The organism is Stieleria bergensis (genome assembly GCA_007745635.1).
GTDB lineage: Bacteria > Planctomycetota > Planctomycetia > Pirellulales > Pirellulaceae > Stieleria > Stieleria bergensis.
This window is the reverse complement of sequence record CP036272.1, coordinates 163,681-186,391: the sequence shown is the minus strand read 5'-3', so window position 1 is coordinate 186,391 and position 22,711 is coordinate 163,681. Positions and strand designations below refer to the sequence as shown.

Below are 22,711 nucleotides of genomic sequence, written 5' to 3'. Positions count from 1 at the left end.
TCAGTGACCATAATGTGGGTGAACATTGCTTTCCCCACATTACTGTGACGCTAAATTTCCAATGAAAAAATCATTCTGTACGCTACGCCAATGCTTGGCTGGCGCCGCTCTTGTTGCAACCACGATTTCATGCGCCGCTGCCCAAGCTGGTGAATATCTAAACGGCATCACCTGGAAAAAACCTGCCATCGTCACCCCCGGCGCTACAGCAGCTGATCCGCCCAGCGATGCGATTGTGCTGTTCGACGGCACCGACTTATCGCACTGGAAAAACGGTGAACGCTGGACGATCGAAGAGGGCGATATGATCGCCGGCAAAGGCCCCGTTGTCTCCAAAGAAACCTTCGGTGATTGCCATGTGCACATTGAATGGTCAGCTCCGACACCACCGAAGGGCAAAGGCCAAGGCCGTGGCAACAGTGGACTGTTCCTGATGGGCATCTATGAAATCCAAATCCTGGATTCCTACGACAACGAAACCTACCACGATGGACAAGCGGGCGCGATCTACAAACAAACCCCTCCGATGGCAAACGCCATGCGTCCGCCAGGACAGTGGAACACCTACGATGTCCTTTGGACCGCTCCCAAGTTCAACGACGATGGATCACTTCAGTCGCCTGCGTACATGACTGCCATCCACAACGGCGTCGTGATTTTGAATCACTTCGAACTAAAAGGGGACACTCCTTACAATCGTCCTCCCAAGTACACCAAGCATCCTGAAAAGGGACCGCTGCAACTGCAAGACCACGGCAACCCCGTTCGCTTTCGCAACATTTGGGTTCGGAATCTTGAGCCCGCGCAAGGTGAACAGACCCGCAAGCCATTCATTCGCGATGGCAACAAGGAAACTCCGATCGAGGACTAACCGCCCCAGTTCGCAGGGTGCGTCGACGGTGTCGACGTTTCGATAGGGTGCCGTGCAAGCACGGCACCCTACGTCAGCTCTTCAAAGCAAGCGCGGAGACACCCGCGCATTCTTCCCGGATTGGCGTCCCAATCTGCCTAACCCGACGCTTTGACTGACGGGGCTTCGCCGATTGCTACAGCATTGGGGTGACCGTTTCGTTATACTGGGGATGACCTACCTTCGCTCCCGGCCGGAACGAATTGAAATCAGCGTGTTTTCAGCTCGCTGATTCCCGCCCTTCCACTGATTGTTGCTGTCTGCGCTGAACTGCTCTCGGCAAACAGGCTTTCCTTGCAATGCGCTATTCAAGAACTCATCATCACACGCTGCAAGCCTTTCGCGTTGCCCTGGTTTGGCTGAGGCTGGCCTGTTTTTTGCTGCTTAGCCTCTGCGGCAAGACCAGCATGCTGACAGCCGAAGACAGCGTTCCAAGTGCTAAGGATCAAGCAGCGTTAGACTTTTTCGAAAGCAAGATTCGACCGGTCTTGATCAAACACTGCTACGAATGCCATTCCGCCGAATCCGACATTGTTCAAGGTGGTTTGCTGCTGGACACCTCTTCCGGGATTCATCAAGGAGGCGACTCTGGATCGATGATTGCGACCGGATCACCAGCGGAAAGCTCCTTGATCGCTGCTCTCAAGTACGATGACGTGGAGATGCCTCCTGATCAGCGGCTTGATGATCAAGTCATCGCTCACTTTGAAACTTGGATTCGTCAGGGCGCCCTGGTTCCCGAAGACACAGACGGTGCTGCGTCAGAGGCGACCATTGATTGGGATCAAGCACGCAACTTTTGGGCCTTTCAGCCACCTCAGCGCCAATCGGCGCCACCGATTGAAGATCCTGATCTGCGAACTTGGCCTAGCAACTCCATCGATGGTTTCATTCTGGCCAAGCTTTCTGAACATCAATTGACCCCGTCTGCGGCGGCCGACAGACGCACGTGGCTACGGCGCGTCAGCTTCGATTTGATTGGCCTACCGCCAACCGACAACGACGTGACTCGTTTTATCGACGACACCTCGCCAGATGCCAAGCAACGAGCGGTCGATCGCCTGCTCGCGTCGCCTCAACACGCCGAGCGTTGGGCGCGGCTATGGCTTGACGTTGCCCGCTATGCCGAAGACCAAGCGCACATTGTTGGCAACAATGACTCGTTGACCTATCCCAACGCGTACCTGTATCGGGACTGGGTGATCAATGCTTTGGCGAGCGACCTGCCCTACGATGACTTTGTACGACTGCAGTTAGCAGCTGACTTGATGGATCCGGACAACCAGGATCAACATCCAGCACTGGGCTTCATTGGCCTGGGCCCCAAGTATTACCGGCGTGGTGATCCAGAGGTCATGGCGGAGGAATGGGAAGATCGTATCGACACGGTCAGCCGAGGCTTACTCGGGCTGACAGTTGCCTGCGCCCGCTGCCATGATCACAAGTTCGACCCAATTCCCACCGAAGACTACTATGCGTTGGCGGGTGTGTTCGCCAGCACGGACATGTTCAATCGCCCCTTGGATAAAGACAGCAAATCGAAGAAGCCCGCCGACTCGTTGCACGTCGTCCGCGAAGGCAAAGCGAAAGACCTCAATGTGATGATCCGTGGCGACGTGAACCGCAAAGGGGACATTGTCCCACGCGGTTTCCTGACGGTCCTAGGCGAACAACAACGCCGCGAGTTCACTCATGGCAGTGGTCGCCAAGAACTGGCTGATGCCATTGTCAGCCAAGACAACCCGCTGACTGCCCGCGTGATCGTCAATCGCGTCTGGCATCAACTGATGGGCCGCCCATTGGTGCAGACACCTAGCAATTTTGGAGCGTTGGGTTCACCGCCATCGCATCCAAAATTACTAGACGACTTAGCCCGACGGTTCATGGATCATGGCTGGTCACTGAAATGGCTGCAACGTGAAATCGTGCTTTCATCGACCTACGGACAAGGCAGCGCGGTCGACCAGGCCAATCTGCAGCGTGACCCCGACAACCAATGGCTGTGGCGGATGAGCCGCCGACGGCTGAGCATCGAAGCCTATCGCGACGCCATCTTATCGTCATCCGGTCAACTGCAGGCCACCATTGGCGGAGGCTCCATCGACCCACTGGACTCCGAGGCAAACAAACGCACGATTTACGCCAAGATCAGCCGCTTGGACCTCAATCCGATGCTGGCGCGATTCGATTTCCCCGACCCCAATGCCCATAGCGCCATTCGCCACCAAACCAATACGCCGCTGCAGAAACTATTTTTGCTTAACAGTGAGTTCCTGGTTTCACAATCAAAACAGCTCGCCGATCGCGTGATCGCATCAAGCGACGACGATGAACAGCGAATCGAACTTCTGTACCGCCAACTCTTCACTCGCCTGCCGGCGTCCCAAGAACGTGAGATCGCCCAGCAGTACCTCCAGGCCAGTGACAACAACTGGCAAGCATTTGCTCAAGTCTTGTTGATCAGCAACGAAATGTTCATCATCGATTAACGAACGCTCAAACCCAACCATCAAACCACCTGCTCTCTTTTGTTGGAAATCACCCAATGCTGACGAGACGACAACTGATTCGCCGTAGTGGCGCTGGCTTCGGAGCCGTTGGCATGCTTTCCTCGCTGGCCGCGACTGGCCAAGCAAGCGCCGCTGTCCCTGATGCGACTCTGCCCAGCGGCGCCAGCGGCTTGCACCATGCGGCTCGAGCAAAGCGAGTGATCTTTCTGTTCATGAATGGTGCGCCCTCGCATGTGGACACCTTTGACCCCAAACCGATGCTGCAGAAGCACGCCGGTGAAAAACCCAATGACGATTCGATCAATAAAAAGAATCGTGCAGCGGGTTACATGCCCTCACCATTTAAGTTCAGCAAACATGGCCAGAGTGGCATCGAGGTCAGCGAGCTGTTTCCGAAGCTAGCGGCCAAGCACATCGATAACCTCTGCGTCGTTCGCTCGATGCATACCGATGTGCCGAACCATGAGCCTGGTCTGTTGATGATGCAAAGCGGCAATCAGCAACCGACGCGTCCTAGCATGGGATCATGGCTCTCGTATGGACTGGGCAGCGAGAACGAAAACCTGCCTAGCTTCATTGCCCTATCACCGGGATTGCCCGTCGTGGGCCCACAACTCTGGTCCAGTGCGTTTCTGCCCGGACATCATCAAGGTGTTGAAATCGACACCAATCATCGCGACGTGAAGAAGCTGATTCAGAACGTACAACACCCCGCGTTGAATGCAGATCAACAACGTCAGCAACTCAAGGTCTTGCAAGCCCTGAACGACCTGCACCGACAACAACGCCCAGGCGAAGCCAGTCTCGATGCACACATTCGCTCGATGGAACTGGCATTCCAAATGCAGCATGAAGCCAGTGATGCCTTTGATTTGTCCAAGGAATCTCAAGCCACTCGAGACGCCTATGGCGACACAGAATATTCCCGTAGCTGCCTGATCGGCCGGCGTTTGCTGGAACGTGGCGTGCGTGTTGTTCAGGTGTTTTATGTCAAAAAAGGCAGCAAGCAACCTTGGGACACGCACAAAAACAACAACACTGGCCACAAGGGTTTATGCGCTGACGCCGATCGCGCCACGACCGCGCTACTGACAGATCTGAAACAACGCGGCATGCTAGAAGACACACTGGTCATCTGGGGCGGCGAGTTTGGCCGCACACCGTATGCTCAGATGGACAAAAAGCAAACCGACATCAGCAAAGCGGGACGCGACCACCACCACACAGGATTTTCAATGTGGTTGGCCGGTGGAGGCGTGCGCGGCGGCTACGCCCATGGAGCGACCGACGACTTTGGAATGCACGCGGTCGAAAATCGAGTGCATGTCCATGACTTGCATGCCAGTGTATTGCACTTGATGGGCATCGATCATACCAAGTTGACCTACCGTTACTCCGGTCGCGATTATCGCCTCACCGACATTCACGGCCGAGTCGTCAACGATTGGCTGGCCTAGGCTCCGCCAAAACAAGCACGCGGCGCAAGCGAGTGCCTCCCTGCCCATGAAACACCAATGAATCGCCTTGCCGATTCCTCGGGGCAAACGCCATCTCAATCACAGGGATGCGACAACCGCCTCACTGGCTAGCGTTTCGCCCTCATCTGCAGATCAAGCAACAGAGCGCCGCACTAGGTCACCAAGAGACCAATCACTCCAGCGCATAGAGCATAATAAAAGAACAGCAACGCCGTCACGCGGATGATCTCTCCCTCGCGCCCGACCAAACCGACCACCGCACAGGCGGCAACCACATTGTGAACACAGATCGTGTTGCCCGCTGCACCGCCGACCGCTTGCAAGGCTACGACCCAGATGGGATCGACGCCGATGTCCTGGCCCACTTGAAACTGGAACAGCGAAAACATCATATTGCTAATGGTATTGCTGCCGGCGACAAAGGCGCCCAAGCCGCCGACAACAGGCGATAGCAACGGCCACGCCGAGCCCACCGACGAAGAGACTCCGGCAGCCAATTCCGCCGGCATGGAAGCCAAGTTTGCTGCCCCGCTACCGCTGTTGATAAACACCTGAACCATTGGCACGGTGAACAGCAGCGCCAGGGATGCCGAGAGCGTCATTTTTCCAGAGGCCCAGGCTGCGGACTTGAAAGACGCGAAACTCATGCGGTGCAAGACCGCCGTTAGCGAGCAAACCACGACGAACAGCACACCCGGATTCAACAGAATCTTGACTGGCTTGATGGTCACCGCGCTGGAAAAGTATTGCTCAATCAGAGCTTCATTCAGCAAGGTCCAACCGGCGAGCCACTGACCAACCCCAAGCGACTCGAGTCGCGTCAACAGAAGAATCCCGGCGACCAGCACGTAAGGCATCCAGGCCACCAGCGGCGAAAGCGGCCGCTCGGGTTGCTGAACTTTGACGTCAACGGAACCTTTCCAGGCGTCGGGCCATTGCTTGCGCTGGGGGAACTCCCAGGCTGGCTCATCGGGCAACAGCCAGCCTCGTTTGGCCACCGGAATCACGATCAACATGCCGATCAGTCCGCCCAACAAGGACGGGAACTCTGGCCCCAGGAAACTAGCGATGATGCAGTAAGGAATGGTCATCGCCAAGGCAGCGAAGAGCGCGAATTTCCAAAGACGCAGGCCATCCTTCCAGTTCCGCCGCGCCCCGAACAGGCCCGTCAGCACGCAAACCAACACTAACGGAATCACGGTTCCGACCAACGTGTGCAGCATCGCCACACGAGCGCTAATCAGGGGTAACAGCGATGCAACGTCATCACCAGCCCCAATCGATTGAGCATAACTCACCACGGCCTCGTTGCCTGAAAGACCGTCGTGCACACCGACCAAAAGCGGCGTGCCAATGGCACCGAAGGAGACCGGGGTGCATTGGATCAGCATCCCACTGATGACAGCACTCTTGGCCGGAAATCCAATCGCCACCAATAAGGGGACACAAACTGCGGCGGGAGTTCCGAACCCTGCACTGCCTTCGATAAACGTACCAAACAGCCAAGTGATCAGAATGACCTGCACGCGGCGATCAGCAGAGATATTGGTGAATCCGCTTCGAATCACCGTCAAACCGCCACTCTCACCGAGCGTATTCAACAAGAACAACGCTCCAAAGATAATGCACAGCAATTGTGCCGTGATCAGCAACCCTTTGAAGGTTGCCATAGACACGTCCCAGAGACCCACTTGCCAGACAAAGAGCGCCAACGAAGCCACGGCCAGGTAAGCCGCTGGCATGGCTCGCGACGCCGGCATCCGCAGCCCGACCAGCAGCACGGCGACAACAAGGATCGGACTGAACGCAAGCAGCGGCGCAGCGGTTTCTAACATGGCAGGAGAAGCGAGTGAGAGGAGGAGGATCGGTGCCAACCGAATCGAGGCACGATCCGTGGTTTCCCTAACGACTTCGCTCGTTGGCAAACATCAACATCAATTGCTGAAGCAATTCTGCCGCGACCTGGGGATGGTCGTGATAGACGTTCTTTGCTTCCGTCGGATCAGCTTCCAAATTGTACAGTTCCCAAGGTGGCGTGAAGGCTCGCCCCGATGGTTTTTCGCGGCCTCCGGAGCCATTGCCCACGACTAACTTCCAGGGACCACTGCGGACGGCGAACATCCCGGCCGCTGAATGATTGATCACTGCGGCACGCTTGAACTTCGCGTTCTGCCCCATGAACAGAGGGGTCAACGAAAAGCTATCCGGTGCGGCGACGGTCGCCGAGGGGAGCGATTTCTTTGCCAGCGTGCCCGCCGTAGCAAACAAGTCAACATGGCAAATCGGCTGATCACAGGTTGAGCCAGCAGCGATCTTCCCCGGCCAGCGAGCAAAGAACGGCACTCGATGACCACCTTCCCAGATGTCTGCTTTCGTGCCACGCCAAGGGCCATTGGCGGTATGATCGCCCTGGTAATAAGCCTGTTGAGAGGGATCTTTGACATGTGCCGGCTGCCCCGCGTCGGTTTCACGATACATGTAAGACCCATTGTCACTGGTCACCATCACCACGGTTTCGTTTGCGAGATCGGATTCATCCAACGCATCCAACACTCGGCCAACGACCGAATCCACCTGCATGACAAAGTCACCGTAGGGACCGAGTCCACTCTTGCCTTCAAACCGTGGATGAGGCATCACCGGTTTATGAGGAGCGGTCAATGGAAAGTATAGAAAGAACGGCTGCTCGGCGTCTTGCTGCTGCTTGATGTAAGTGGTCGCTTTATCGGTCAAGTGATCCAAGCTATCGACGATTGAAAAGTCTGCACCGAGTTCGCCTTTGCGCAAAAACGCAGGAAACTTCTGAGCGGGTTGCGTGCGATCGGGAACTTCAGTGATGCGGTGCCCATCGATGTAAACGTACGGTGGAAAATCGAGGGACGCAGGAATCACATAAGAGTATTCAAAACCAGCATCCACTGGGCTATACGTCAATGGAGCCGACCAATCATAAGCGTCGCCCTTTTTGACAAAGCCCAATCCCAAGTGCCACTTGCCCACACACGCGGTTCGATACCCGGCGGTTTGCAGGTGCGAAGCCACGGTCGGTCGATCGGCCTCGATCAGCGGACGCCCATAACCATTCAAGACACCGCGTTTGAGCGAACTTCGCCAGCAGTATCGCCCCGTCAACGTCGCGTAACGTGTGGGAGTGCAAACGGCCGACGGGGAATGCGCATCGGTGAACGTCATCCCTTCTTTCGCCAAGCGATTAAAGTTTGGAGTTGCGATCTTGGACTGAGGGTTGAGCGGCTGAACGTCGCCATAACCCAAGTCATCGGCCAAGATGAAGACGATGTTGGGCTGACCTTGCTGAGCCTGGGCGGGGGAAATCAGCATCAGCGAACAGAGCATGGCGCAACACAGCGGCAACACTGCCGAGAATTTCATAAACGTCATCGGGGCGGTCGGTTTCGTGTGGGGAAACAAGGGAAGTGATTGGGTCCCTAGTTTAATCCGATCCGCACGACGAGGTGTCGCCCATCGAAGAGACTCCCCGCCTCTGGCAACATTCTTTCTGCAAAACAGGCCGCCGCGTGCCGGTTCTAGCTGCTGGACTGAATCGCAGCGTCCAAATCGTCACGCAAATCTTGGAAAGACTCCAAGCCAACGGACAAACGGATCAAACCGTCACTGATTCCAAAACGCTTGCGATCCGCTTCGTCATAGCTGGCGTGCGACATCGTTGCGGGTTGCTCGATCAACGATTCCACCGCACCAAGACTGACCGCTAAGTGAAACAACTTGGTCGACTCACAAACCTTCGCCGTTTGCTCCACTCCTGCGTCTAACTCGAACGTCACCATGCCACCATAAGCGCCATCGAACAACTCTGTCGCGCGCTGATGCTGGGGATGACTTGGCAAGCCCGGATACAGCACTTGTTTGACGCGGGGGTGTGATTCTAACCACGTCGCTAACTGCAGTGCGGTTTGCGACTGTGCTCGAACACGCAGGTCAAGCGTCTTGATCCCACGACTGGTCAAGAAACAACTCAACGGATCCAAGACCGCGCCAGTTGCATTTTGAATGTAGTACAGCTGATCAAACAGCTCTTGTTCGGCGACAGCCAGAGTCCCGCCCAGGCAATCGCTATGGCCGCCCAAGTACTTGGTTGCCGAATGCATGACGATATCCAAGCCATGCTCCAGCGGACGCAACAAGGCGGGCGTCCCGAAGGTGTTGTCGACGCCGATCAAGCAGTCATGCTGCTTGGCCAACGCTGCTAATGCTGGCAAGTCAGGAATCGACAAGCGCGGATTACCAATGCTCTCCGCCCAGATCAATTTAGTGCGGTCGGTGATCGCCCCAGAGACGGCATCGAGATCAGTCAGATCAACCAGACTCACGTCAATCCCCGAACGATCACAAATCTTGTGCAGCAACCGATAGGCTCCGCCATACAGATCGCAACCCGCCAAGACATGATCGCCGGCTTTTAGCATCATGGTCACGCCGTGAATCGCAGCCATGCCACTGGAAAAGGCCAGCGCACCGACGCCGCCTTCTAACGACGCCAGCGTCTCTTGCAGATTACTGCGTGTGGGGTTTCCGCTGCGAGAATAATCGAACTCGCCCCACTTCCCTGCCCCGGGCTGACGGAAGGTCGTGGCGAGATGAATCGGTGGAACAACGGCACCGGTGGCGGGATCACACTGGTTACCAACATGGATCGATCGAGTACGAAACGATCCAGACGGTTGCTGTGGGTCAGTCATGAGCGTAATGCTTGGTCGAGGTCAGCAATCAAGTCGTCGGCATCTTCAATCCCACACGACATGCGAATCATGTTGTCTGGAATGCCGTACTGCAGGCGTTCTTCAGGCGTGCATTTGTAATAGCTCATGATCAATGGTTGTTCGATCAACGATTCGACACCACCAAGGCTGGGCGCAATCCGCGGGATCCGAGCCGCATCGACCACGTTCGCCGTCTGACGCCAATCGGCATCTTTGACGGTAAAGGTTATCAGCCCACCAAAGCCACGCATTTGTTCCGCAGCGATCTCATGCGTAGGATGGTTCGGCAAACCCGGGTAATAAACGTGTTCAACACGTGGATGAGTTTCCAAGAACTGAGCGACCTTCATGCCCGTTTCGTTTTGCCGCTGCACGCGCAGATGGAATGTCTTCAAGCCCCGTTCAAGCAGATACATGTTCTGGGGCGAATTGATATTGCCGCTGATGCCACGCAGATCACGCACGGGTTCTAGCAACTCATTGCTGCCACAAATCACACCTGCGATCAGATCATTGTGACCACCGAGATACTTGGTCGCCGAATGCAGAACATAATCGACACCATATTCTGCAGGATTCATGTTCAGCGGAGTTGCCAGAGTGGCATCAATCAATGTCTCCACTTCATTGGCTTTGCCAATCGCTGCAAACTTCTCTAAGTCGACGACCGTCAAGTGCGGGTTGGTGGGCGACTCGCTGACCAACATTCGCGTCTTGTCGGTGATCGCCGCCTCCATGGCCTCGTAGTCACCGGTGGGCACTTGCCGGGTGACGACGCCGAAACGCGACAGGTGATTCACACAAAAGTCCCGGCTTCGACGATAGCATTGATCGAAGAAGATGATTTCGTCGCCTGCGGAGAGCTTGCTCATGAAGACGCCGACAATGGCGGCCATCCCGCTGCTGAAGATCACCGCTTGTTCGGTTTTCTCCATCGCTGCAATCTTGGCTTCCACACTCCGCTCGTTAGGATTGCCGTAACGTCCGTACTCTTCGCGAATGTCTTCGCCGTGGACAAAACGAAGCAAATCGTCTGTTTTGTCAAAGGAGTAGGTGGCAGCGTGATAAACTGGAGTCGGGATCGCTCCGGAGTCTTTCAGATGTGGCTCGCCAGAGTGCACACATTGAGTCGAAAAACCGGACTGATCGGACACCCGAGGAGGCTGAGAAAACTCCTGATTCGAGTCGACATCGGAGGTATTTTCTGCCACAAGATCACTATCAGAATAAGAATCAGGCAGTTGTGATGAGGGCATAGAACCGCCCGTAGATGTTTGCTTTGTTTGCATGGCTCTTTAGCAGAAGGGCTGCAAGTGGCCTTAAATCCCGTTAAATGTGACCTGCCAGAAACGCGTTCCCGCCTGCCACGACTAACCGTAGACTAGCTCGTCAGGGTACAATCGACAAGCGAAAACCGGCCGCCATCTGAAGTGATCTTCGGCAATGACCATCACCGGCCATACGACCCCAACAACTTTACAGCACCCGCCAACTTACCGTGCGAAAACCGCCCAGCACGACTGTCGGCTCACCACAAACGGCTCACCCGCTCGTCCAGTTGACTGACCGTCTGCCCGCCAACGAAGTTTGTCCCATGACCACCATGGCTTACCCAAGCAATGTCACCGCACCGCTGATGTCGTTGCCAACTCTGCGGCTGGCGGTCATCGTTCTGGTCAGCCTTGGCTGCCTGCTGGGGACCGCCTGTGCGCAATCCGAGACTCTCACCGAAACCAAACAAACCGTTCGCAAGCAGCTTTCTGACGACGAAGCCCAGTCCTTAATCGACGCCCTGGCCAGCGGTTCCTTCGATCAACGCGAGCAAGCCGTTGAAACGTTACTGCAAGCCGATTACTCCGTCACCAAAGCGTTGCGAGACGCGATGCGTGCATCCGGCGATGCAGAGCAGACACAGCGGATCGAGCGCGTCCTGCAATCGCTTTCCAAACGCGATATCCAAAGTCGCATCCAAAACTTTCTCAGCGGGAAATCGGACGACTTAGACAACTGGCCTGTTTTCAAAGACAATTTCGGTGACTCACCACGATCACGCCTAGCGTACGTTGACCTGGTTCGCCAAACACCGGAGATCATCCAAGCCATTGGCGGCCAGCCATTTCAACTCGCTCTGGCAATCAACCACCGAGCCCAGCGCATCAATGCCAACCGCAACCAACTGCTGACCATGCCAACGCGCGCCGAAACGCTGGCGATGCTGTTGCCGATCACGCAAGACAATTTTCCTGGCGGCGCTCAGTACGACAGCCAAATGGTTTATGTGCTGTCGTTCAGCGACGTCGCCGATCGCTTGATGACCGACCCAGACTTAGGCGATGGCTTTCGTAAGTTGGTGACGCAGTGGATCGGCCAAAGTGACGCCATCGTCCGCAGTCCAGCGCTGACCATGGCGGCTCGATGGAACCTTGACAATGCATTGCCATTGGCCCGTAGAACGCTAGGAAACGCAACCAGCTTAAGCGCTTTGACACGGGGCATGCAGATCATTGCAATTAAAGGTGACAATGACGACCTCCGCCGTTTGCGACCGTACCTTCATGACGCCAGTGTGATCGTGCAGCGCTTCAACGCTGGTGACACTCGTGGCAATGTGCAGCTTCGAGATCTGGCGGCCGCTACCATTGCCAAGCGATGCTCGGTTCCAATTGTTGAAATCGGTTTCGCGCAACCCGCCGAGCATGATGAACTAGGCATCGTCGTTCAAGAGCTTGTCGTCCCGCTGGCCGACCTGCCCGAACCTGGAAAGATCAAAGACGCTGATCCGCCCGCGACGGAACAACCCGCGACGGAACCCGCGAACGACACTCCGCCCGATGCCCCCAAGCCCATTGCGGTTCCAAGACCAATCCCAAATCGCGTCCAACCGCCAAACGCAGTGCCGCAAGCCGTCCCGCGACCCATGATCCCAAACCCTGGCATTCCGCAACCAGCGCTCCCACGGGACCCAAGATATCCACCGCAGTTCAATCGCAATGCCGTTCGTCGTGCCGCCTCGCGAGCCCTGATCTGTCAACGCGCCGGTGAACTTGTCGCCGAACGACTGAAAGATGATCCGGTGCCCGCAAAATCCCCGCCCGCCCGGTAAGTTGCGTGCAAGCACGCACCACGAAACTCAAAAGCTGACTCGACCTTGATGGCAAGCAGTTTCCGGCGAGTTTCCGGCGGTTGCAATTGAGAAATTCTCGCCGATGCCCCAAACTGCTTGCATTAATGTTCGCTGGCTGAACTTTACATCTTGCAGGAACTCTTCGTGAGCATCGAATCGACACTGGAATCTATCCTCGGTCCACAATCCGACCCGGTTGCTGCCGGTTACCATCTTCGTGAGATCGCCGCACAAGATGCCGACACTGCTGTGATCGCGATCCAGTACATGGCCGAGCATCCCGATCAGCTGCATCGATCCGACCCAGCCGTCATTGGGGCGCTGCTCAGCATCATCCACACGGCCCTGCTAAAGGACCGCGACGAAGCCTCCCAACTGCGAATCAAATCACTGCCACCGGAACTGATTGGTCAAATAGACGAGCAGCTGCCCGACAATGTTTCCAACCGACAATTGCTGTTGCAGCTGTTGACCATCAGCCGCAGCGATCTGGCACTGCAAACGTTGATTCAGGTCCTGCAGCAACGGCCACCCAAAGAATGGCTGGAAACCGGCCAGATCCTGGGCCTGTTGATGCAGCACGATGACTGGTCCATCGAGGCGGTGTTCCCAAAGGCACTGGAATTCATCGCTGAACCGTCTTTGGCGGCCACCGTGCTGGACTTGGCCAACTATGTCACCCGAGAGCAGCGGACCGATCAGCATCCAGCGACTGAGATGGTGTCGGGACTCACTCATTTACTAGGACAGGTTGTTCATCACTTGGGGGTCTTTGAAGAAAACCCCCGTAGCTTTGGTGGCGACATCGCATCCGTCCAAGGACGTCTTAGTGAATCGGTCGCGCTGGCGGTGTCTTTATGCGACGCCCTGTCACTGATTGGCGATGAGCAGGCGATTGGCAAGCTAAATCAAGCGATGGAATTGCTGCACCGCCGCGTGCAATGCGAAGCCGCCGGCGCGCTGGCAAGACTCGATCAGCCCGCTGGCCGAGAACGGTTGATTGAACTGGCGAATGACCCCGCGGCTCGATTGCGAGCCATTCAGTACGCCGACGAGCTAGGCTTTGGCGATGAAATCGATGACGAACTGCGGAGCGAAGAATCCACCGCAACGGCCGAAATGGCTTTATGGCTCAGCCAACCGCATCAACTAGGTGTTCCTCCAACGGCACTGGAGGTGGTTGCCAAACGGCGGTTGATGTGGCCCAGCTTTGAGTCACCTGTCGATGTGACGCTCGTTCGATTCGACTACAACATGGGCCCCAACAAAACGTATAGCAACATCGGCCTGACGGGCCCCGCCACGTTTTGCCTGAACTGCGACTTGGGCGACATGCCCGAAGACGACATCTTCGCCATCTACGCTGGCTGGCATGTTGAACATCCTGACGTTTTCAGAGTGCCTGCCGAATCACTGAACGATGCTCAGCGCCGTGCGATGGAAACACTGCAACAACATTTGCAGCATCTTGGCTATGAATCAATCGAACCGAAACAACTGGGCCTGTTCCTGGGCGAGCACGCCGGTATTTTCACCGCCACGCGCGAAGAGACTCAGTGCGTCGTGATCACCGATGGCTTAGAAACCATCGATCAAGCGACCAGTGGACGGGCGCGGCCCATCGGTCCTGAAGAGGTCTTCTATCTCTATAACGGCCGAAAAATGTTGCGGACGTTTAATGCCTAACATCACCAGCCTCTCCCAGGCAGGGCGTTGCTAGAAGGGCACTGGCGATCAACGAGGCCGTTCCACGGTGGACAAAAACCTCAGATGATGAACAGCATGCACAACATGGAACTGCTCAAACGCCTCTTTTGACATCTGACCAAAACCTGGATGGCCATGCAGTGTTTCGGCGCGACCAAACCGCTGGATGCTTGCCTCCAGCTGATCGATCTCTGCCGCATCACTCAAGTCCCCAGCGGGCACAAACCGACCTGCTGTGCGAATCCCGACCGGGGAGTCGCCGTCCATCAGCTTGGGCAACAACCAGCGCCGAAGCAATGGACGCAGCGGAAGCCCCATCACCATCATCCAAGTCGGGTAGCCCTGAACGTTCGCATCAATGGTCAACCGCAGATGATTGCAAATCTGACCGAGTGACCAATTCCCGTGGCGTTGGTATCCAGATTCCAACAGTCGACGACACTCGTCAAGCACTTCATCCAGGCCAGCGAGCTTCAACTCTCGACGCGCAGTGGGTTGATTCATTTTAGAATTCACAGCCAGTGTGACGAAACGAAAACCATTCGGTTGATCGGCAACACTCGTGAGTGCTCCTGCCTCACGCGCTTGGTGAGCCATTCGCCTGCACAAGTTCCATCCAAAAGTGGGCAGCCTGCTTGCGCGGACAAGACACAGCTCTACAGGCAAACACCCTAGCCCAGTTGCTTGCTGCGATTGGCGCTGGCAACCACAGCCTCAATCATGGCCGACCGCAAGCCACCGGCTTCCAAGACACTGATTGCTTCGATGGTGGTTCCACCCGGGCTGGCCACAGCGTCCTTCAGTTCGCCGGGATGCTTGCCAGTTTCTTGAACCATTTTCGCAGTGCCCATCACGGTTTGCGCGGCCAGCTGCATTGCCAACGGGCGTGGCAGGCCGGCTTTGACGCCTCCATCGGCCAACGACTCGATCACCATGCAGATGTAAGCCGGACCTGACCCACTTAATCCGGTCACTGCATCGATTTGAAATTCTTGAACTTGAACCACGACGCCAACGGCCCCCAGTGCTTTTTCGATCCACTGGCAATCCTCTGCCGACACATCGCTGGCAACACAAAACCCACTGGCTCCCGCACCAACCAAGCAAGGCGTGTTGGGCATCACTCGAACGACGCGTTCATGTCCCAGGTAGTCCCCCAGTTGCTGCAGCGAAACACCGGCCGCGATTGAGACGACAAGCTTGCCCTGAGCGATCGGCTTGAGCTGCTCTGCCACGGGGGCGATCAGGTGCGGCTTGACCGCTAGAATCCAAGCATCCACTTGGGCTCCATCGACATCCTCCAGCGATCCGACGGCGCGGACCTGTGGCTGATGCTCCTGCCACCAGGCAACCGAACGCGGGTCAGTGTCAACCACGGTGATTTGATCGGCGGGCAGCACTTTGGCAGCGATCATCCCAGAAGCCAACGCGCGGCCCATCTGACCGCCCCCTATCATCGCTAAATTACGCATATTTGTTCCAAAATTAAAATTACTGACTTCGATGTGAAATTTGGCGGATCAAACCACTAGGAACTTTGCCCAACCGCTTCGCGCGCTGCCAGTTGACAATTGACCCTTCGGTCGTGTGCACCTAGCATGGTGCGTTTTTCCCAACCGTTGCAGTTCAAGTTGACCCAGCGGTGAGCTCACCGAACAGTGAACCAATCGAGCGATCGCCAGATCGGACGGGAAGCAACGGTTCCAGAAACAACGGCGCACTGTTGCTTCGCGGACCTCTAGCGTATCAGCGCCACGCTGATCGGCGCAGCCCTGGCGAAAAGACTCAAACACGTTGACAGAAAACGCGGACCGCCTGCCTCCATCCAAAACAAGGGCGAGGCGGCTTCCGACAGCCAATCACACCATCACCCTACCCTAGCGGAGTTGCCCGAGTGCACGAAGCGATCGCCAAAGCCGACACCCTGATCGAAGCGATGGGCTGGATCCGCCGATTTCGTGGCAAGACCACCGTCATCAAACTGGGCGGCAGCGTCCTGGATGACAAGGATGCCTTGATGCACATCTTATTGGATGTGATCTTCATGGAAACCGTGGGCATGAAACCGGTGATTGTGCATGGCGGTGGCAAGGCAATCAATCGCGCGCTGGCAGAAGAAAACATTGAACCCAAGTTTGTTCAGGGGCGTCGCTACACCGACCAGGCAACTTTGGAAGTCGTCCGCCGAGTGCTAGCGGGCGAAGTGAACCAGCAGCTGACCGAACAGATCGAACATCTCGGTGGCCGCGCGATGAACTTGTCAGTGCACACCACCAATGTTCTCTTTGGCGAAGTCTTGAAGCTAGAGAGCGGCGAAGACTTGGGTCGCGTCGGCAAGATCACCCAAGTCGATCGCGATGTGATCGAAGGGCTGCTGTACACCGATCAAGTGCCCGTGATCCCAAGCGTTTGCGAAGACGGTGACGGCGGCGTCCTGAATGTCAACGCAGACACAGCAGCGATGGCTGTGGCGCAAGCTTTGGGTGCCGAGAAACTGGTTTTCTTAAGCGATGTCAACGGCGTGCGCCGCGACAAAGAAAACCCAGACACCATCATTCATTCGCTTAGTGAGTCAGAATCCAAAGCCATGATTGGCAACGGACAAATTGCCTCGGGCATGATCCCCAAGGTTGAAGCTTGCTTAGAAACGCTTGATCGCGGCGTTGGAAAGGTTCACATCATTGATGGTCGTTTGCGCCATTCGCTGTTACTAGAGATTTATACCTCCGAAGGCGTGGGTACAGAAATCTACAAAGACTTAAACATTTAAGCACTTGATCGTGAACCCCCGGCATCGCCTTTCGCTCTTCTTTCTTTTCCACCCTTTCGCAACACCTTTCAATCAAGCAGAAACACTGGCGGCGTCATTTTCATGACGCCGTTATCCATTCAGCTACGGCCCCAAACCGTTTGAATTGCCATGCAACACCTGATCACATTATTCGATATCACGCCAGATGAACTGCGTCTGATCTTGAAAACCGGCATTGAAATCAAGTCACGACTGCTCGCAGGCGATCGCCCTGATATCCTGCGCAACCATGTCATTGCTCTGTTGTTTGAAAAGCCTAGTTTACGAACACGCGTCAGTTTTGAATCAGGCATGACGCAACTGGGTGGACGAGGCTTGTTTCTCACCGACGATGTGGGCTGGGGAAAACGCGAATCACCCGCGGACTTCACTCGTGTCTTGGGTCAATTCGTTGACGCCGTCGTGTGCCGTGCCAAGCAACACGATCGCGTTGAACAATTGGCTCAGTTTGATGCCATGCCCGTAATCAATGGCTTGACCGACCTCTGTCACCCTTGCCAAGCCTTGGCAGACGTCACCACGATTCAGGAAGCTTTCGGAACCTACGAAGGCAAGCACCTTGTCTTTGTCGGTGACGGCAATAATGTCGCTCATTCCCTGGCATTGATCTGCGCGATGCTCGACATGCGATTTACACTCGCCTGCCCGGACGGCTACGAAATGGACGCCGCTTGGATGAAACGCGTTGCCGACCACTATCCCAACGCCAAAATCGAAACCGTACGCGATCCTGCCAAAGCAGTTGCCACGGCCGATGCGATTTACACCGACGTGTGGACCAGCATGGGCCAGGAAGCTGAAATGGAAGCGCGTCGCCAAGCCTTTGCCAACTACCAAATCAATGGCCAACTCATGGCAGCTGCACCGCCGACGGCGCGAGTGCTGCACTGCCTGCCGGCCGTTCGCGGTGAAGAGATCACCAATGAAGTCGCTGACAGCGAACAGAGTGACTTGATTCGCCAAGCGGGCAACCGAATGCACGCTCAAAAAGGCTTACTGGTCTGGCTGCTCAATCGTGCTTGGATCAAAGCAAACGTTCAATAAGCTGCGGTGCAACGGTTTCTGATCAACAACGCATCGCCGCTAACGCCCAACCGGCTCCTTGTTCCCTCATTCCATCACTGCCATGCGACCCACTGATTCCCTGCGCGACGTTGAAATCACACCCGGCTACTTGTCACATCACCCTGCCAATGTGCTGTACAAGTCTGGCAACACGTCGGTCTTGTGCACCGCATCGCTGGAACCAAACGTACCACCTTGGCTAGAAGGAAAAGGCAAAGGCTGGGTGACTGCGGAATACAACATGCTGCCCGGCAGTACCGTTCCTCGGAAACGTCGCGAACGCAGTAAAGTGGACGGTCGAACCACTGAGATCCAACGCTTGATTGGTCGCTCACTTCGAGCGGTCGTTGATTTGAAAGCACTCGGCGAGCGCTCCATCGTGGTTGACTGCGACGTCCTGCAAGCCGATGGCGGCACTCGCACCGCTTCGATCACTGGCGGCTTCATCGCTCTGGCCATGGCCGTTCAACAAGCACTGCCCGATTCCACCATCGGCAATGGCCCCTTAAAAGACAGCATCGCGGCGATCAGCGTTGGCGTGGTCAAGGACCAAGTCTATTTGGACTTGGATTACGAACTGGATTACGCTGCTGCGGTGGACATGAATGTCGTCATGACTGGAAGTGGCCAGTTTGTCGAAATCCAAGGCACTGGCGAGGAAGCGACGTTTGATGATCAACAACTCGCTGGCCTGATTGCCCTGGCAAAGAAAGGCATCGCTGAACTGACTCAAAAACAACTTGCAGTGCTAGCCTAGAAAGACTCGCTGACCTTCGGGACCGGTTGCCAGCACGACTGCAGCTGATTCTTTACACAACCACGGCTGATGCCGATGCGGCTCAGCCCGTTGGACAGACCATGACCCTCATCGTCCAGCCTGACACTTCATCGATCCAAGCCGCCGCCGAGTCCCTGGCCGCCGGTCAGCTGGTGGCGGTGCCAACAGAAACCGTTTACGGCTTGGCTGCCGATGCAACCAATCCAGCTGCGGTTGCGAAAATCTTTGCCGCCAAAGGTCGACCCGCCAACAATCCACTGATCGTCCACGTGGCATCTAGCAAAGCGATAGAAGCCTGGGCGAAGATCGAATCAAACTGGTTGCGCAACGTTTGCCAGGCTGCCGAAGCCCTGTGGCCGGGACCGCTAACCATCGTCCTGCCCAAACGAGAAACGATCCCCGATGCAGTGACCGCGGGAGGCCCAACGGTTGCTGTTCGCGTCCCCCATCATCCGGTCATGCAACAACTGCTAGCTGCATGCCCTTTTCCACTGGCCGCACCAAGCGCCAATCGATCCAACTCCATCAGCCCCACGCGCGCCGAGCACGTCGCCCAATCACTCAGCGATCACGTCGCCATGATCCTTGACGGTGGCTCGTGTCAGTACGGAGTCGAGTCCACTGTCATCAGGCCGACCGAACGCGGCGTCGAAATCCTGCGTCCAGGCGGGATTAGCAAAGAGCAGTTGCAACAACATTTCGAGCTCGCCGAAGCAACCACGCTCATCACCGAGGCCGTTTCGGACAAAGTGCAAGACCGTCATCAAGGCGTGCCCAATTCCAGCTTGCCCAGTCCTGGCATGCTTTCCAAGCACTACTCGCCGGCCAAGCCGATTGTGTTTGTCGACCAGTGGAACGCGGACCAAGTGCCTGCCAGGTCCGTCGCTCGCATCAGCTTTTCCAGCCTCTCTGCCGACGAAGCCTCCCGCTTTTGCTGGCACCGAGCCGCCAGCGAGTCGGGTGATTTGAACCAAGTGGCTCACCAGTTGTTTGATTTCATGCGTCAAGCGGACAATTCCGCTTGCCAGCTGATTGTCGTCGATCGCTGCGTGCGGACCGGAATGGGTGCGGCTATTATGGATCGATTGGATCGCGCCACCCGTTGAACTTCTGCTGGAACCGAAAGAAGTCGCGCAGTGCCCCAATGATTGGCGGCTAAGATAGAATGGGACGGTCGGTCCAGATTCGGATCGTCACTTTCGCCTGAGTTCTCAGTTGCCAAGCCCATGACGCCCACGCTCTTATCGACCACCGACCAGCAGGGAACGCTGTTCCGCCGAATTGGCAAATGGTTGCCCAGCCTGCTGTTATTGATCGTGATCAGCTCGCTGTCGACCGCGACGCGGGCCAGCGCCGATCCAGTTGACAGCGAAGTTGCATTTCGCACCACGCTGCAACCCATGCTGCGGCAGTTCTGTTTCGACTGTCATGATTCAGGCAGCGAGATTGACTTAGAAGCCGATTCGCGTGCGACTGCAATTCACAAGAATCGCACGCTCTGGAATCAGTCCATCGCGCACCTTCGCCTGGGAACGATGCCTCCTGAGGACGGCCCGAAGCTGAACGACGAAACACGCAAGCGCATGATCGCCGCCATAGACTCGATCGCTAACGCGGTTGACTGCGTGCAAAACCCCAACGCTGGCCGCGTCACGATGCGGCGTTTGAACCGAACCGAATACCGCAACACCATCCGCGATCTGATAGGCGTTGATTATCAACCCGCTGACGACTTCCCGGGTGACGATGTTGGCTATGGATTTGACAACATTGGCGACGTGCTTTCATTGCCGCCGATTCTGATGGAAAAGTACTTGGAAGCGGCGCTCGAGATCTCTGGCCAGGCGATTTACACACCGCCGCCAGCAGAGATCTTTGAAAAGCAAGTCAGTCCTGGATCGCTAACAGGCGCTGATCGCTGGGGCAATCGAAGTCCACTCGGCATGTCATCCAACAGCACCGTGACCTGGGAGTTCACCGCACCGTTCTCAGGTGAGTACACATTTGAAATGGTTGCCAGTGGTGATCAAGGTGGCGATGAACCGGTCAAGGCAAAGATCACTTGGGGATCAAAAGAACGGATCATCAACATTCCCAACAAGACCGAGGAAACGTTCAAGATCTCAATGCGGTTTGCCACGGGCAAGCGAACCATCGACATTGCCTTTATCAACGACTACTACAAGAAAGACGTTGCCGACCGCAACATGCGTCTGCATGGAGTGAAGCTAACCGGCACCGCACGTCGCAGCACCTACGTCGATCCCAAACTGGTTCCGGCAAGCCATCGCAAAATCATTTTCGTTCACCCGCGGGGCAAAGACGAATATCGTCAGTCAGCGCAGTCGATCCTGCTGCGGTTCGCCAGCCGCGCCTTCCGACGACCGGCAACCGAAGATGAAGTCAATCGCTTAGTTGCCCTGGCAGCAGAGACTTGGCGAGACAATGGCACCTTTGAAGAAGGCATCCAAGTGGCAATCAGCGCAGCGCTGGTTTCACCGCACTTCCTGTTCAAAGTCGAGCAACCACAGCAACCTGCCGCTGATGGAACCCTACCGCTGATCAGCAACTATGAACTGGCCACTCGAGTCTCGTACTTTTTGTGGTCCAGCATGCCCGACGACGAACTGTTGGCAATGGCGCATCAGGGCACGATCCGTAAGCGTGAAACATTGATGCGAAAAGTCGCCGCCATGCTGCAGGATCGACGCAGCAATCAGTTCGTGGCCAACTTTGTTTCGCAGTGGCTGCAGATCCGCAACCTCGATGCCGTTGATCCAGACACGCGCGTCTTCCGTGGCTTCAATGAAGAAGTGCGTGAATTGATGAAGCGAGAGACACTCACGTTCTTCGCCGGTGTGATGCGTGAAAACCTGCCAGTGACAACTTTAGTCGACGCTGACTTTACCTATCTCAATGACTCGCTGGCTAATTTCTACGGCATCCGTAACGTCAACGGTGACGGCTTTCGCAAAGTCAGCCTGCAAGGCTCACCACGCGGCGGCCTACTAACCCATGCAAGCGTGTTGACGGTGACCAGCAACCCCTCGCGAACCAGTCCCGTCAAACGCGGCAAGTGGGTGCTGGAAAACCTGCTCAACACGCCGCCGCCGCCAGCGCCGGCAAACGTTCCTGAACTGGAACGCAGCAAGCTTGTGGGCACCCTGCGAGAGCGTTTGCAGCAGCACCGCGCTGACCCTGCCTGTGCTTCCTGCCACAGCATGATGGACCCAATTGGTTTTGCATTAGAGAACTTTGACGCGGTGGGACAATACCGCCAGCGTGACGCCGGCTCGGACATCGATGCATCGGCCAAGTTTCCCGACGGCACCGAGGTCCAAGGAGTCGATGGCTTGAGAAAGCTGCTGATCGGCAAACGCAAAGAGGACTTCATGCGCTGCCTTGCCGAAAAATTATTGATCTACGCCACCGGTCGCGGCACAGAGTATTATGACAAGTGTGCGATTGACCAAATTGTTCAGCGCTGCCAACAAGGCGGCGACCGAATTGCCTACATGATTGCTGCCGTGATCGAAAGCGAGCCTTTCCAACGGCAGGGTTTCCGTGACCAGCCAACGAACTGATAAC

At 56.1% G+C, this 22,711-nt stretch carries 16 protein-coding genes; 10 read left to right on the top strand and 6 right to left on the bottom strand.

Annotation, left to right across the window (positions count from 1 at the left end):
- Window positions 1-61 precede the first annotated feature (61 nt).
- The 3 genes from SV7mr_RS00575 (at window position 62) to SV7mr_RS00565 (ending at window position 4,877) form a co-directional block, all read left to right on the top strand.
- A complete protein-coding gene (locus SV7mr_RS00575) occupies window positions 62-871 on the top strand; it encodes a 3-keto-disaccharide hydrolase (protein ID WP_145268261.1) in 810 nt (269 codons plus the stop codon).
- A 338-nt stretch (window positions 872-1,209) separates the two neighbouring features.
- On the top strand, window positions 1,210-3,399 hold the full coding sequence (locus SV7mr_RS00570) for a PSD1 and planctomycete cytochrome C domain-containing protein (RefSeq protein ID WP_145268259.1): 2,190 nt from the start codon (window positions 1,210-1,212) through the stop codon (window positions 3,397-3,399).
- Between the two features lie 56 nt (window positions 3,400-3,455).
- Window positions 3,456-4,877, top strand: a complete 1,422-nt coding sequence (locus tag SV7mr_RS00565; RefSeq protein WP_145268257.1) for a DUF1501 domain-containing protein — start codon at window positions 3,456-3,458, stop codon at window positions 4,875-4,877.
- A 173-nt stretch (window positions 4,878-5,050) separates the two neighbouring features.
- On the opposite strand, the gene SV7mr_RS00560 is transcribed toward SV7mr_RS00565, so the two are convergent.
- The 4 genes from SV7mr_RS00560 to SV7mr_RS00545 form a co-directional block, all read right to left on the bottom strand.
- The gene (locus SV7mr_RS00560; RefSeq protein ID WP_145268255.1) at window positions 5,051-6,733 is read right to left on the bottom strand and encodes an L-lactate permease; all 1,683 of its coding nucleotides are present in this window, start codon (window positions 6,731-6,733) and stop codon (window positions 5,051-5,053) included.
- A 67-nt stretch (window positions 6,734-6,800) separates the two neighbouring features.
- On the bottom strand, window positions 6,801-8,297 hold the full coding sequence (locus tag SV7mr_RS00555; RefSeq protein ID WP_419187926.1) for a sulfatase family protein: 1,497 nt from the start codon (window positions 8,295-8,297) through the stop codon (window positions 6,801-6,803).
- 146 nt (window positions 8,298-8,443) lie between these two features.
- Window positions 8,444-9,616, bottom strand: coding sequence for a trans-sulfuration enzyme family protein (locus SV7mr_RS00550; RefSeq protein WP_145268252.1), 1,173 nt, complete (start codon window positions 9,614-9,616; stop codon window positions 8,444-8,446).
- Complete coding sequence (locus tag SV7mr_RS00545; RefSeq protein ID WP_419188507.1) at window positions 9,613-10,791, bottom strand: trans-sulfuration enzyme family protein; 1,179 nt, start codon at window positions 10,789-10,791, stop codon at window positions 9,613-9,615. The genes SV7mr_RS00550 and SV7mr_RS00545 overlap by 4 nt, the downstream gene beginning before the upstream one ends.
- Before the next feature lie 440 nt (window positions 10,792-11,231).
- On the opposite strand from SV7mr_RS00545, the gene SV7mr_RS00540 reads away from it, so the two are divergent.
- Both SV7mr_RS00540 and SV7mr_RS00535 read left to right on the top strand, forming a co-directional pair.
- The gene (locus tag SV7mr_RS00540; RefSeq protein ID WP_145268248.1) at window positions 11,232-12,740 is read left to right on the top strand and encodes a hypothetical protein; all 1,509 of its coding nucleotides are present in this window, start codon (window positions 11,232-11,234) and stop codon (window positions 12,738-12,740) included.
- A gap of 165 nt (window positions 12,741-12,905) precedes the next feature.
- Window positions 12,906-14,447: a HEAT repeat domain-containing protein gene (locus tag SV7mr_RS00535; protein WP_145268246.1), complete on the top strand. Its 1,542-nt coding sequence runs from the start codon at window positions 12,906-12,908 to the stop codon at window positions 14,445-14,447.
- A 48-nt stretch (window positions 14,448-14,495) separates the two neighbouring features.
- On the opposite strand, the gene SV7mr_RS00530 is transcribed toward SV7mr_RS00535, so the two are convergent.
- Both SV7mr_RS00530 and proC read right to left on the bottom strand, forming a co-directional pair.
- A complete protein-coding gene (locus SV7mr_RS00530) occupies window positions 14,496-14,972 on the bottom strand; it encodes a DUF1569 domain-containing protein (protein ID WP_145268244.1) in 477 nt (158 codons plus the stop codon).
- A 167-nt stretch (window positions 14,973-15,139) separates the two neighbouring features.
- Window positions 15,140-15,940 carry a pyrroline-5-carboxylate reductase gene (gene proC, locus SV7mr_RS00525; protein WP_145268242.1) on the bottom strand — a complete coding sequence of 267 codons (801 nt, stop codon included), beginning with the start codon at window positions 15,938-15,940 and terminating at the stop codon, window positions 15,140-15,142.
- Window positions 15,941-16,362: 422 nt separating this feature from the next.
- On the opposite strand from proC, the gene argB reads away from it, so the two are divergent.
- The 5 genes from argB to SV7mr_RS00500 all read left to right on the top strand — a co-directional run bounded on the left by argB (window position 16,363) and on the right by SV7mr_RS00500 (window position 22,707).
- Window positions 16,363-17,238 (top strand): acetylglutamate kinase, encoded by an 876-nt coding sequence (gene argB, locus SV7mr_RS00520; RefSeq protein ID WP_145268240.1) that lies wholly within the window; start codon window positions 16,363-16,365, stop codon window positions 17,236-17,238.
- Window positions 17,239-17,388: 150 nt separating this feature from the next.
- Window positions 17,389-18,324 (top strand): ornithine carbamoyltransferase, encoded by a 936-nt coding sequence (argF, locus tag SV7mr_RS00515; RefSeq protein ID WP_145268238.1) that lies wholly within the window; start codon window positions 17,389-17,391, stop codon window positions 18,322-18,324.
- An 82-nt stretch (window positions 18,325-18,406) separates the two neighbouring features.
- The gene (gene rph, locus SV7mr_RS00510) at window positions 18,407-19,102 is read left to right on the top strand and encodes a ribonuclease PH (protein WP_145268236.1); all 696 of its coding nucleotides are present in this window, start codon (window positions 18,407-18,409) and stop codon (window positions 19,100-19,102) included.
- Between the two features lie 101 nt (window positions 19,103-19,203).
- Window positions 19,204-20,229: an L-threonylcarbamoyladenylate synthase gene (locus SV7mr_RS00505; protein WP_145268234.1), complete on the top strand. Its 1,026-nt coding sequence runs from the start codon at window positions 19,204-19,206 to the stop codon at window positions 20,227-20,229.
- 120 nt (window positions 20,230-20,349) lie between these two features.
- Window positions 20,350-22,707, top strand: coding sequence for a DUF1592 domain-containing protein (locus SV7mr_RS00500; RefSeq protein WP_145268232.1), 2,358 nt, complete (start codon window positions 20,350-20,352; stop codon window positions 22,705-22,707).
- The last annotated feature ends 4 nt before the right edge of the window (window positions 22,708-22,711 follow it).

What these genes read in the sequence shown, in the direction of transcription:
- SV7mr_RS00575 (WP_145268261.1), top strand. Translation starts at nt 62, where the DNA reads ATGAAAAAATCATTCTGTACGCTACGCCAATGCTTGGCTGGCGCCGCT.
- SV7mr_RS00570 (WP_145268259.1), top strand. Translation starts at nt 1,210, where the DNA reads ATGCGCTATTCAAGAACTCATCATCACACGCTGCAAGCCTTTCGCGTT.
- SV7mr_RS00565 (WP_145268257.1), top strand. Translation starts at nt 3,456, where the DNA reads ATGCTGACGAGACGACAACTGATTCGCCGTAGTGGCGCTGGCTTCGGA.
- SV7mr_RS00560 (WP_145268255.1), bottom strand. Translation starts at nt 6,733, where the DNA reads ATGTTAGAAACCGCTGCGCCGCTGCTTGCGTTCAGTCCGATCCTTGTT.
- SV7mr_RS00555 (WP_419187926.1), bottom strand. Translation starts at nt 8,297, where the DNA reads ATGACGTTTATGAAATTCTCGGCAGTGTTGCCGCTGTGTTGCGCCATG.
- SV7mr_RS00550 (WP_145268252.1), bottom strand. Translation starts at nt 9,616, where the DNA reads ATGACTGACCCACAGCAACCGTCTGGATCGTTTCGTACTCGATCGATC.
- SV7mr_RS00540 (WP_145268248.1), top strand. Translation starts at nt 11,232, where the DNA reads ATGACCACCATGGCTTACCCAAGCAATGTCACCGCACCGCTGATGTCG.
- SV7mr_RS00530 (WP_145268244.1), bottom strand. Translation starts at nt 14,972, where the DNA reads ATGAATCAACCCACTGCGCGTCGAGAGTTGAAGCTCGCTGGCCTGGAT.
- proC (WP_145268242.1), bottom strand. Translation starts at nt 15,940, where the DNA reads ATGCGTAATTTAGCGATGATAGGGGGCGGTCAGATGGGCCGCGCGTTG.
- argF (WP_145268238.1), top strand. Translation starts at nt 17,389, where the DNA reads ATGCAACACCTGATCACATTATTCGATATCACGCCAGATGAACTGCGT.
- rph (WP_145268236.1), top strand. Translation starts at nt 18,407, where the DNA reads ATGCGACCCACTGATTCCCTGCGCGACGTTGAAATCACACCCGGCTAC.
- SV7mr_RS00505 (WP_145268234.1), top strand. Translation starts at nt 19,204, where the DNA reads ATGACCCTCATCGTCCAGCCTGACACTTCATCGATCCAAGCCGCCGCC.
- SV7mr_RS00500 (WP_145268232.1), top strand. Translation starts at nt 20,350, where the DNA reads ATGACGCCCACGCTCTTATCGACCACCGACCAGCAGGGAACGCTGTTC.